Origin of the sequence: Candidatus Nitrotoga sp. 1052, from assembly GCF_927312905.1 — a bacterium.
Taxonomy (GTDB): domain Bacteria; phylum Pseudomonadota; class Gammaproteobacteria; order Burkholderiales; family Gallionellaceae; genus Nitrotoga.
Genome location: NZ_CAKMHQ010000075.1, coordinates 1 through 10,969, shown reverse-complemented (window position 1 = coordinate 10,969; position 10,969 = coordinate 1). Strand labels below are relative to the sequence as shown.

The 10,969-nt window shown below is 51.1% G+C and carries 11 protein-coding genes and 1 pseudogene; 9 read left to right on the top strand and 3 right to left on the bottom strand.

The window, feature by feature from the left end; translation table 11 throughout:
- Positions 1-26: 26 nt before the first annotated feature.
- From mpl to metH, 3 genes are all read right to left on the bottom strand, one after another.
- Complete coding sequence (mpl, locus tag MJ768_RS13475; protein ID WP_239292450.1) at positions 27-1,373, bottom strand: UDP-N-acetylmuramate:L-alanyl-gamma-D-glutamyl-meso-diaminopimelate ligase; 1,347 nt, start codon at positions 1,371-1,373, stop codon at positions 27-29.
- A gap of 1 nt (position 1,374) precedes the next feature.
- The gene (locus tag MJ768_RS13470) at positions 1,375-1,719 is read right to left on the bottom strand and encodes a DMT family protein (protein WP_239292448.1); all 345 of its coding nucleotides are present in this window, start codon (positions 1,717-1,719) and stop codon (positions 1,375-1,377) included.
- A gap of 189 nt (positions 1,720-1,908) precedes the next feature.
- On the bottom strand, positions 1,909-5,640 hold the full coding sequence (gene metH / locus MJ768_RS13465; RefSeq protein ID WP_239292447.1) for a methionine synthase: 3,732 nt from the start codon (positions 5,638-5,640) through the stop codon (positions 1,909-1,911).
- Between the two features lie 479 nt (positions 5,641-6,119).
- On the opposite strand from metH, the gene MJ768_RS13460 reads away from it, so the two are divergent.
- From MJ768_RS13460 to MJ768_RS13420, 9 genes and pseudogenes are all read left to right on the top strand, one after another.
- A complete protein-coding gene (locus tag MJ768_RS13460) occupies positions 6,120-6,332 on the top strand; it encodes a hypothetical protein (protein ID WP_239292446.1) in 213 nt (70 codons plus the stop codon).
- 313 nt (positions 6,333-6,645) lie between these two features.
- Positions 6,646-7,920, top strand: coding sequence for a trypsin-like serine peptidase (locus MJ768_RS13455; RefSeq protein ID WP_239292445.1), 1,275 nt, complete (start codon positions 6,646-6,648; stop codon positions 7,918-7,920).
- A 177-nt stretch (positions 7,921-8,097) separates the two neighbouring features.
- Positions 8,098-8,829: a ribonuclease T2 family protein gene (locus MJ768_RS13450; RefSeq protein ID WP_239292444.1), complete on the top strand. Its 732-nt coding sequence runs from the start codon at positions 8,098-8,100 to the stop codon at positions 8,827-8,829.
- Positions 8,830-8,901: 72 nt separating this feature from the next.
- Positions 8,902-9,231 (top strand): annotated as a pseudogene (locus MJ768_RS13445) (IS4 family transposase); the annotation flags it as partial.
- Positions 9,232-9,244: 13 nt separating this feature from the next.
- Positions 9,245-9,493 carry an FAD-binding protein gene (locus MJ768_RS15515; RefSeq protein ID WP_239292443.1) on the top strand — a complete coding sequence of 83 codons (249 nt, stop codon included), beginning with the start codon at positions 9,245-9,247 and terminating at the stop codon, positions 9,491-9,493.
- Positions 9,472-9,675, top strand: coding sequence for a hypothetical protein (locus MJ768_RS13435; RefSeq protein WP_239292451.1), 204 nt, complete (start codon positions 9,472-9,474; stop codon positions 9,673-9,675). Before MJ768_RS15515 ends, MJ768_RS13435 begins: the two co-directional genes overlap by 22 nt.
- A 21-nt stretch (positions 9,676-9,696) precedes the next feature.
- The gene (locus MJ768_RS13430) at positions 9,697-9,894 is read left to right on the top strand and encodes a hypothetical protein (protein WP_239292442.1); all 198 of its coding nucleotides are present in this window, start codon (positions 9,697-9,699) and stop codon (positions 9,892-9,894) included.
- Positions 9,891-10,313 (top strand): hypothetical protein, encoded by a 423-nt coding sequence (locus tag MJ768_RS13425; RefSeq protein WP_239292441.1) that lies wholly within the window; start codon positions 9,891-9,893, stop codon positions 10,311-10,313. The genes MJ768_RS13430 and MJ768_RS13425 overlap by 4 nt, the downstream gene beginning before the upstream one ends.
- Before the next feature lie 291 nt (positions 10,314-10,604).
- A complete protein-coding gene (locus MJ768_RS13420; RefSeq protein ID WP_239292440.1) occupies positions 10,605-10,832 on the top strand; it encodes a hypothetical protein in 228 nt (75 codons plus the stop codon).
- The last annotated feature ends 137 nt before the right edge of the window (positions 10,833-10,969 follow it).

The window sequence follows — 10,969 nt, the reverse complement described above, 5'->3', positions numbered from 1 at the left end:
CCGGCAATACCAGGTGGCTGGCAGAATTAACGGGTAGCCCGACAGGCTGCTAGCCGCTGCAATAATTTGTCATGTATCCCGCCGAATCCGCCGTTGCTCATGACCAGAATGTTATCGCCGGTGCGGGCTGCGGCAACAATGTCAATTATCAATTCGTTCAGATTATCTTTTATGATAGCCCTGTCTCCCAGCGGATCGAGAACTGCGCGAGCATCCCAGCCGAGGTTGAAATCGTAACAAAATACCATGTCGGCGTCCTTGAGACTGTCGGGCAGGGCGTTCTTCATCACGCCGAGTTTCATGGTATTGGAACGCGGCTCCAGTACCGCCAGGATGCGCGCGCTACCTGTTTTGGCGCGTAGCCCTGACACGGTAGTGGCAATCGCAGTGGGGTGATGCGCGAAGTCGTCATACACGGTGATACCGTTGACCACGCCGCGCACTTCCATGCGCCGTTTGACGTTTTTAAATTCGCTCAATGCCGCTAGTCCCTCCACTACAGACACACCGGCATGACGCGCGGCGGCTAGTGCGGCGAGTGCGTTCAAGCGGTTGTGTTCACCCATCAATTCCCATTTCAGTTCACCATGCGCTTCGCCATTAAAAGTCACGCGATTATTTGCGCTGATGTTCCAGCCGTCAGCACAGGCAAATAATTCCACAGGCGTCCAGCAGCCATGACTGATCACGCGCTTTAATGAATCGGCACGGCCGTTGCTGACTATCAGCCCGTTGCCGGGCACAGTGCGCACCAAATGATGGAATTGCGTTTCGATGGCGGCGAGGTCGGCAAAGATGTCAGCGTGATCGAACTCCAGATTGTTGAGGATGACGGTACGCGGACGGTAATGAATGAACTTGGAGCGCTTGTCGAAGAAGGCGGTGTCATATTCGTCCGCTTCAATGACAAAGAAAGGCGTATCGGTTAAGCGCGCAGAGAGTCCAAAATTCTGCGGCACACCGCCGATCAGGAAACCCGGGTTCAAGCCCGCATATTCCAGTATCCAAGCCAGCATAGAGGTGGTGGTGGTCTTGCCATGGGTACCTGCGACTGCCAGCACCCATTTGTCATGCAGCAGATTTTGCGCCAACCACTGCGGGCCGGAGATGTAGGGCAGGTTGCGGTTGAGGATTTCTTCCATCAGCGGATTTCCGCGCGATACCACATTGCCGATAACGAAAATGTCCGGCTGTAGAGTGATCTGTTCCGGGCCGAAGCCTTCAATCAGTTCTATGCCTTGCGCCTCAAGTTGTGTGCTCATTGGCGGGTAAACGTTGGCGTCGCAGCCGGTAACGCGATGTCCTGCTTGTTTGGCCAGCACTGCAATGCCGCCCATGAAGGTGCCGCAGATACCGAGTATATGGATGTGCATGTTATGCCCTGAAAATAAAAAACACCGCGCCCATCAGGCACAGCGCGGCATACAGGTAATCCAGCTTCAGCGGCTGGCCCATGTATAGCACGGCGAAAGGAACGAATACCGACAGTGTGATGACTTCCTGCAAAATTTTCAGTTGTCCCAGGCTGAGTTCGGTATAGCCGATGCGATTGGCTGGCACCTGCAGCAAGTATTCGAATAGTGCGATGCCCCAGCTCACCAGTGCAGCAACGTACCACGGCGAATGGGTAAAATTCTTGAGGTGCCCATACCAGGCAAAAGTCATGAATACGTTTGAAGCAATTAGTAGCAGTGTGGTTAACAACAGTGGGTGTGGCATGGCGCGGTACTGGTCGTTTTAATAATTAAGGTAATGCTGAACAATTCCCTCCGTTCGGGCTGAGCCTGTCGAAATAACTTGTAACCTATTGATTTTCAATTGGTATGTTTCGTCAAGCTCAACCCGAACGGACTTGTTCAGCGTAGCCTTAAACAACAGGGTTGCGATCAAGATATTGAAGCCTCTTCTTTATGCATCATAATTTAATACAGGTGCTAACCAGCGTTCGGTTTCTTCAAGGCTTAACCCCTTTCGCTGTGCGTAGTCCTCAATCTGATCTTTGTCTGCTTTTGCCGTGGCAAAATACTGTGATTGCGGATGTGAAAAATAAAAACCGCTTACTGCAGCAGTCGGCAGCATGGCAAAACTTTCAGTCAGCGTAATGCCGGCCTTGTTGGGTGCGTCCAGCAGTTCAAACAGGGCGCGTTTCTCAGTGTGATCAGGGCAAGCCGGGTAGCCCGGGGCTGGGCGGATGCCGCGATATTTCTCATCGATTAAATCTTCAGTGCTGATATGCTCATCGGCGGCATAGCCCCAGAACTCGCGTCGGACACGGGCATGCAGCAGTTCGGCGAAGGCTTCGGCCAGACGATCGGCCAGGGCTTTCAGCAGGATGCTGTTGTAGTCGTCATGCTTGCTCTCGAATTCTGCCACGCGTTCATCAATGCCAATGCCGGTCGTGACCGCAAACGCGCCGATATAATCGGCCACGCCGCTTTCCTTGGGCGCGATGAAATCGCCAAGGCTCAGGTTGGGCTTGTCTTCCGGCTTGACCATTTGCTGACGCAGGTTGTGCCAAGTCATTGCCACCTGGCTGCGCGATTCATCAGTGTAAATCTCGATGTCGTCGCTATTTACACTGTTGGCCGGAAAGAGGCCAAACACAGCATTCGCGCCTAACCACTTCTCGTCTATGATGCGCTTGAGCATGGCCTGCGCATCGTGGAACAAATTGCGTGCTGCTTCGCCGATCACTTCATCATTGAGAATTTTCGGGTAGCGCCCGGACAGTTCCCAAGTCTGAAAGAATGGCGTCCAGTCGATGTAGGGGCTAATCTCTGCCAGCGAGTAGTCGCTTAGCGCTCGCACACCGATGAAGCTGGGTTTGGGCGGTGTATAGCTGGCCCAATCTGTTTTCAGGCCATGCGCGCGCGCGTCTGCCAGTTTGTAACGTGCACCTTGAGGTTTTTTGTTGGCATGTAGTTCGCGCGTCTTGGCATAGTCGGTCTTTATGCCAGCCACATAACTGTCGTGTAATGTGCTGCTCAGCAGGTTGTTGCACACCCCCACCGCACGCGACGCGTCCGTCACATAAACGGTGACGCCGCTGGTATAGTTAGGCTCGATTTTCACCGCCGTATGCATGCGTGAAGTGGTCGCGCCGCCGATCAGCAACGGGATGGTGAATCCTTGGCGCTGCATCTCCTTGGCCACATATGCCATTTCTTCCAGTGAGGGCGTAATCAATCCGGACAGGCCGATCATATCGGCGTTGTGCTCGCGCGCAGTATCCAAAATTTTCTGGCACGGCACCATCACGCCCATGTTGATAACTTCGAAATTGTTGCACTGCAGCACCACCGTGACGATATTCTTGCCGATATCATGCACGTCACCCTTGACCGTGGCGATGACGATCTTGCCCTTGGGCTTGTTGTCGCCGGAGCGAGCCTTTTCCGCTTCTATGTAGGGTACCAGATGCGCCACTGCCTGCTTCATCACGCGCGCGGATTTCACCACTTGCGGCAAAAACATTTTGCCCGCCCCGAACAGGTCGCCGACCACGTTCATGCCGGTCATCAGTGCACCTTCGATCACCTCGACCGGGTAAGTCGCCTGCAACCGCGCTTCCTCGGTGTCTTCCACGACATAGGTGTTAATGCCACGCACCAGCGCATGGGTCAGTCGTTCCTGCACCGTGCCCTGTCGCCATGCCAGATCCTCCACTTGGACCTTGGCGCCGCCTGTCACATTTTCTGCCACCACTACCAGCCGTTCGCCCGCATCGGGACGGCGATTCAGCACGACGTCTTCCACTGCCTCGCGCAAATCTCTGGGAATTTCATCATATACGCCGAGCTGACCGGCATTGACGATCCCCATGTTCATACCCGCTTGCACCGCGTGGTAGAGAAACACAGTGTGGATAGCTTCGCGCATCGCATCGTTACCACGGAATGAGAACGATACATTAGACACGCCGCCGCTAATTTTTGCGTAAGGCAGATTTTTCCTGATCCAGCGCGTGGCATCAATGAAGTCCACCGCGTAGTTGTTGTGCTCCTCTATGCCGGTGGCAATGGCGAAAATATTCGGGTCGAAAATAATATCTTCCGGCGGGAAGCCGACCTGGTTCACCAGAATGTCATAGCTGCGCTGGCAAATTTCGATTTTGCGCTGTTGCGTATCGGCCTGTCCTTTTTCGTCAAATGCCATCACTACTGCCGCTGCACCATAGCGGCGTACCAGCTTGGCATATTTGATGAACTCGGCTTCGCCTTCTTTCATGCTGATAGAGTTGACGATGGCCTTGCCCTGTACGCATTTCAGCCCAGCTTCGATCACCGACCACTTGGACGAATCTATCATCAGCGGTACACGCGAAATATCCGGCTCTGATGCGATCAGGTTGAGGTATTTCGTCATGGCAAGCTGCGAATCCAGCATCGCTTCGTCCATGTTGATGTCGATAACCTGTGCGCCATTTTCCACTTGCTGCCGCGCCACGTTGACCGCTGTCGGGTAATCGCCGGCGAGAACGAGGCGTGCAAACATCTTGGAACCGGTAACGTTGGTGCGCTCCCCGACGTTCACGAACAAGGAGTCGTCGCCGATGTTGAAGGGCTCCAGACCGGATAACCGACACTTCTTTTCAAGCTCTGGAATGCGGCGCGGGGGGACATCTTTCAATGCCTCGGCAATCGCTTTGATGTGCGCTGGCGTGGTACCGCAGCAGCCGCCCGCGATGTTGAGGAAGCCGCTAGTGGCAAATTCCTTAACCAGCTTGGCGGTATGTTCCGGCGATTCGTCGTAGCCGGTTTCCGACAGAGGATTGGGCAAGCCGGCATTGGGATGCGCACTTAGATAAGTGGTGGCGACGCGCGACAATTCCTCGACATAAGGACGCATCAGTTCCGCTCCCAGCGCACAATTCAGGCCAATAGATAACGGCTTGGTATGTGACAGCGAATTCCAGAATGCTTCAGTCGTTTGGCCAGACAAGGTGCGCCCCGAAGCGTCGGTGATGGTGCCGGAAATCATGATCGGAACGCGCACGTTATGGCGATCGAAATACTGCTCGATGGCGAACAGTGCGGCCTTGGCGTTCAGCGTATCGAAAATGGTTTCCACCATCAGCAGATCCGCTCCGCCATCCAGCAGGCCGCGTATGGCTTCGGTATAGCCTTCCACCAGCTGATCGAAATTGATGTTGCGGAAACCGGGATCGTTTACGTCCGGTGAGATGGATGCGGTACGCGTAGTTGGCCCCAACACGCCCGCCACAAAGCGCGGCTTGCCCGGCACCCGATTTTCGTATTCGTCGCACACATCACGCGCCAGCTTCGCCCCAGCCACGTTCAACTCATATACCAGATGCTCCATCTGGTAATCCGCCATCGACACGGAGTTGGCGTTGAAGGTATTGGTCTCAAGGATGTCTGCTCCCGCTGCCAGGTATTCTGCATGGATGCCGCGAATGATGTGCGGCTGCGTCAGCAACAGCAGATCATTGTTGCCCTTGAGGTCGAGCGGGTGGTCGGCGAAACTCTGGCGAGGCCCGGTATTGTCGCCATGTGCGACTACGCCGCGGAAGTGCTCCTCGGTCAGCTTGTATTGCTGAATCATTGTTCCCATCGCACCGTCCAGAATAAGGATGCGTTGTTCCAGCAAACGTTCAATAAGATGGGGTGTGCGGTTCATGGTGTTATGAGACTTAAAAATGAGAGCAAATTTTACCATGTCTCATGCAAGACGAATTTCCTAACAGCCAATTGACCTAAATTGATTTTTCTTCAAGCTTAAAACGATAATGTTGCCTATTCTTACAGCGACGAGCTTTCCAGAGGTGCAGTGAGTGGCGATCCTTCTCAGCTCGATGCAGGCCATACGCTTTTATCCTTGCTCAAATGACTTTCAGCACTGGTATATACAAGCCCTCCTTTACCCGGCATCACTGCAGTTAGCTTTGTTGCCTATCATTTTTTAGTCATCATCAATTTTATGGGAAAACGGCGCCTGATTATGCCAATGCCCGCTCTATTTTCCCCAGCCAGAAAATAAGGATTTTGCTTATCTTTTTCTGCGGGCAATGCTGTCTAGTAAAATAAGCAAAATGCTTATTTATTTCTACAAAAAAGAATTCCATACTGACTTGTCTTTGTAATTCAGGGTGAATTCAAATGAAACAATCTGAAACTCATGATAATTTTAAGGCAAATAATTACTTAAGCGAATGGAAAGCTAACCATAAGTTTATTGAAATGGGTCAAGCAAGACGCGTAAAGCTACATGTTGCACGTCTCGTTGATGTTATTGATGACAAGATAACGTATATCGCCTGCATTGCATCGACTCTTAAAAGCAAGCCTTGTTCTAAAGACAACAGATTCTAAAATTCTGGCTGCTTACTTAAAAAGATCCCCTGCCATTATTCGGACCGAATTTCAAAGAATTCGCACAATTCTTGCGGAATGCCAGAGAAATTCAAAAAGCTTTTATTAATTAGGTTATGACGAAAAAACCATTCCATCCACGCAGAGATTGAAGGTATAGGAAAGAAAAATATCAAGGTGCAAGTGGATGGTAATCATGTTTGAAATGGGTTAGCGAGGGAGAAGTAGTACTTCTACGCTATCCAAACTTAAAGACAAAAACGTCTGATCCATTGATTTTTTGATTTGTTAACTTTAACTCAAGGAGAACACCATGTCGAATCGATATATTAAGGCATTAAGCGTTGATCTTAAATGCTTCCATGCTTCTCAATCAACCAAACATTGTGATTCTAAAAACAAACATGGACTCGTCGCTTTAGCGATTGTCGCTAGTATTCTTTTTTCACCATGTTACCTAGCGGTGGCTGCTGATGCTCGAGCACAACCTACTAGGGAGATTATCAATCCCAATTTAAGTGGCAAGGATATAACTCAAGGGCAAGCAGCAGCACCGGAAAAAATCTATACGCGAGAAGAGATACTTAAAGCTGAGCCCCTAAAGTGGGTGCCAGCGGGAAAGGCTGATAAACGGTATCTCGGCAATAGCAGCTTCAAGGAAAAACAGCCAAAGGTGAAAGGTCGCGTCCAATTGCAGCCCCCCGGTCTGCCAAACCCGGAAGCCAACAGCCAAGCGCAAAAGGAGTTCCCTGATCAGTGGCAATTGCTGAAGGAGCTTGACCAAAAGAGTGCTGAGAATCCGATTCACAAGGCACCTGAAACAGCTGACAAAGGTAAACCTTCAGCGGCGGCACCCGCTGCTATTAATTTTGGTACACAAGATATCTATACCAGCTACAAGGGTAACTACTGGTCTGTTCAACAAACGGCTTATCCTTGGGCAGTTGTTGGTAAACTGCTTATTGATGGAGGAGGCTATTGCACTGCGCAATCCATTACGGGTGCACCAAAAAATATCATAGTGACCGCCGCGCATTGTGTTTATGACGTGGGCAAAGGATTTAAATCCGGCTGGACTTTCGTGCCGGCAGAACGCAACGGGGCAACTCCTTATGGTCAATTTAGGTGGGCTAGCGCTCGAGTCTTGACTGCATGGACAACGGGCGGTGCCCGACGCGATGATATCGCCATAATTCGTCTGCAGAACAATAACGCCGGCCGGCCTGTTAGCTACTACACTGGCTGGCTCGGATGGCGCCAAAACTATCCGTATACCCGCAGCCTGCACTCTGTTGGTTATGCCAGTAATATTTCTACAGCATGGACTTCAATATGCGCAGCGGAAAGTTTCTATGCCAGTTGTGAGGGTACGGATGTTTTGGTAAAGGGCTGTAATATGACTTACGGTAGCAGTGGCGGCGCTTGGATTGACGAATATAAACCTTACGAGGTCAGCGGTTATGTTGAAAGCGTAGTCAGCGGCCCTTCATGCGCTGGTGCTTTTGGCCAAACCTTTGTGGGCGCTCATTTCAGTAACGCGAATTTTGGTAAGTTGTGTGTGGCGGAAGGCGGTTGCACAACGCCATAGGGGCCCAGTAAAAATAATTGCGGTCAGCTCGGTAGAGGGTCACAGCGCTTTTCTTCCCGCGTCGGTAAACAAAAGTCAGCTTAGTGTGCATGGCGGATACGAAAAGCAGTAACCCACACCACTGGACTCAGCGACATGGCAAATAATGAGCATAGTTTTTAGTTCTAAAGTTCTTGAATGATTGTCTTTATGTCAATCGGAGGATATATGAATAACAAAGTATGGCTTATTGTCGTAGGTTGTTTCGCTGCATTTCAGGCAGTAGCAGAACCTTCATGCAACTTAGATCTCAGCAAAAAACCTTATTATCGATTGGAGTTAACAGTACCTGCGACGTTCTGCAAAAGCGGCGCCAATAGAAGCGATCCCAGTTGTAGAGACTTTCCCAAAGAAGGCGCTATCCAGCTGCATGGACTGTGGCCTAATTACTCGCAAGGTTATCCACAAGGGATTTGTAATGGCAGCGAGTGTCCGCCCAATCGCCCCACCTATTGCGATTATCCATCCCCGCCCAATCTGTATGAATCTGACAGCTGGAAAACCATGAAAGGTTTTATGGCTGGACTGGAAAAATGCCTGGAACGGCACGAATGGGTGAAACATGGCATCTGCTCACCGATGGCGGCTCCGGCTTATTTTGAATGGTCATTAACTAAAGCTAAGGAAATTTCAGAAGCAATTGCACCGTATCTCAATAAAGAAATCAGCCGGAAACAATTCAATACGCTTATCGCCTATAAGCTCCCAGATATCGATGGTGCCCTGCGTTTAAAATGTTCCGGATCAAACCTGTATAGCATGAGTGTGTTCTATAAATGGGGCGATACCCCGCAAGAAGTCATTCCGACTACCAGTGGGCAAAATTCGTTCGGCAATTGCAAGCAGACATTTCGGATACCGTCCAAATAATGCGGAGGGCAATTTTGGCAGAATCAAGTTACTCAGCATTACTGATAAGAGCTCAAAAGCTTGCCAACCACAAGTTTGCTGGCCAACCAGAAAAAGCTGTACGGCATGGGCTTTCGCTCGCCAGTCAAACGCTCGATGCTGGCCGATGCCAACCAAGGGCGCGACTGGCACATCTGGGAAGATTTGGCGACAGTACTTATCCGGCGTGCGCGCAAACTATATTGCAACGAGAGTTTTGGTGTCGATCTCGCCAATACGGTCTACGTCCTGTATGCCACGACCATCGACTTGTGTTTGAGCGACTTTCCATGGGCATATTTTCGCCGAGCAAAAGCTGCCGTCAAGATGCATGCGCTGCTCGACCTGCGCGGCAACATTCCAACCTTCATTCGCATCACCGATCTGAGCCTTGACCGTGTCTTACGACGTTGCGATCATTGGCGCCGGCTCCGCCGGCCTTGCCTGTGCGGTATATGCCGCATCGGAAGGGCTCATTCCGTGCTTGTGCTCGACACTCATGCGTTCGGCGGTCAGGCGGGCGCGAGCGCGAGAATCGAAAATTAGCTCGGTTTCCCGACTGGTATCTCCGGTCAGGCGCTCGCCGGACGCGCTGATGTTCAGGCGCAGAAATTCGGTGCTGAAATGGTGGTGCCCGTCGAAGTGACGTCGCTCGATTGCATACGCTTTCCTCATGCGCTCCAACTCGATTGTGGCGCACAGATTGCGGCAAAAACCGTGGTTATCGCGACAGGCGCAAAATATCGGCATCCCGGCATACCCGAACTCTATAAATACGAATGTCGCGGCGTTTATTACTGGGCTTCACCGATCGAGGCCGCGTTATGAGGACAGGAGGAAGTAGTGCTCGTGGGTCGCGGCAATGCGGCCGGGCAGGCAATCGTATTCCTGGCCAGCCACGCGGCGCACGCCCATCATTTGATTCGCGGCTTCGACCTTGCAAAAAGCATGTCGAAATATCTCATCGACCGTATCGGATTGCTGGCGAACGTTACGCTGTACACGGAATCAGAGATCGTGGCAATCGAGGTTGCGATGAAAGCGTGAGCGGCGTCCAGTGGCACAATCGCAAAGACGGCAGCGAACAGACTAAATCCATCCGGCGCATTTCTCTGTTCGTGGGTGCCGATCCGAACACCGACTGGAAACTTCGATACCGGGAGTATTCGCGATCGGCGATGCGCGTGCCAGCTCAACTAAACGTGTCGCCGCCGCTGTGGGTGAAGGCGCCGCAGTGGTCGCCCAGGTGCACGCCTGGCTTGCATCGCATGAAACTGTCCCGGCGCAAGCCATCGAACATGACGGTCCCTTGGGGCATGTTAACTGATGAGTCGTGTGCAGCTTGTCGTCATTCTCGCCTCTCTATGCGCCGTCCGCACTTTGAGATAACGGTATCTCGCCTTGGGCAGACCACCTATATGCACACGCGAGTGGAGCTATTCTATCGAAGGTTTCTCCTTGCTTAAATGCTCGCAGCTTGATGAGAAAACGGCGCCCTGATTATCCTAATACCCACTTTATTTTCCCCAGCCAGAAAATAAGGATTTTGCTTATTCTTCTTTTATAACTGACGCTCTATCATGTTTCGAACGGTACCACTGACAACAATTTTACCGTCGGGATGGACAGCCAGCTGTAGCTTTGCTTGCTGGTTATCAGCCTCTCAAGCTAGACGTTGTTAGACCACTGTTGCTGATAGGTTGCAGCGACAGATAGGGATTGAAAACAACCTTCATTATTCATTGCGGGAGTAAATCATGTTATCCAAATCAGCGAGAGACTTTATCCTTCAAATTACCAACTACTTTCACGGTCACTGGGAAGACCCTGAATGGGGAAGAAGGCCTGTCAACCAGATATTAGTGAGCTTGGCTATTCATGAGTTAGCCAATGGGATTCAGGACTCAGAAGCTCGCGAACAGCTTCATACCCTCACTGACAAGGTTATTTCGGTAAATGCTCAACGCGTAGCAAAAGAGAAATAATAAAGTAATCTTCGATCAATTTCGTAAATCTTAATTGATCTACAGATGTGCTGGCTATTTTAGTTAATCGCCATGAAATCATTTAAGGGCACCTCTAAAAATCCAATTTTCGTCACAATACGGCGTTACTCGAAAAA

What these genes read in the sequence shown, in the direction of transcription:
- MJ768_RS13470 (WP_239292448.1), bottom strand. Translation starts at nt 1,719, where the DNA reads ATGCCACACCCACTGTTGTTAACCACACTGCTACTAATTGCTTCAAAC.
- metH (WP_239292447.1), bottom strand. Translation starts at nt 5,640, where the DNA reads ATGAACCGCACACCCCATCTTATTGAACGTTTGCTGGAACAACGCATC.
- mpl (WP_239292450.1), bottom strand. Translation starts at nt 1,373, where the DNA reads ATGCACATCCATATACTCGGTATCTGCGGCACCTTCATGGGCGGCATT.
- MJ768_RS13435 (WP_239292451.1), top strand. Translation starts at nt 9,472, where the DNA reads ATGGTGGTGCCCGTCGAAGTGACGTCGCTCGATTGCATACGCTTTCCT.
- MJ768_RS13450 (WP_239292444.1), top strand. Translation starts at nt 8,098, where the DNA reads ATGATTGTCTTTATGTCAATCGGAGGATATATGAATAACAAAGTATGG.
- MJ768_RS13460 (WP_239292446.1), top strand. Translation starts at nt 6,120, where the DNA reads ATGAAACAATCTGAAACTCATGATAATTTTAAGGCAAATAATTACTTA.
- MJ768_RS13455 (WP_239292445.1), top strand. Translation starts at nt 6,646, where the DNA reads ATGTCGAATCGATATATTAAGGCATTAAGCGTTGATCTTAAATGCTTC.
- MJ768_RS13420 (WP_239292440.1), top strand. Translation starts at nt 10,605, where the DNA reads ATGTTATCCAAATCAGCGAGAGACTTTATCCTTCAAATTACCAACTAC.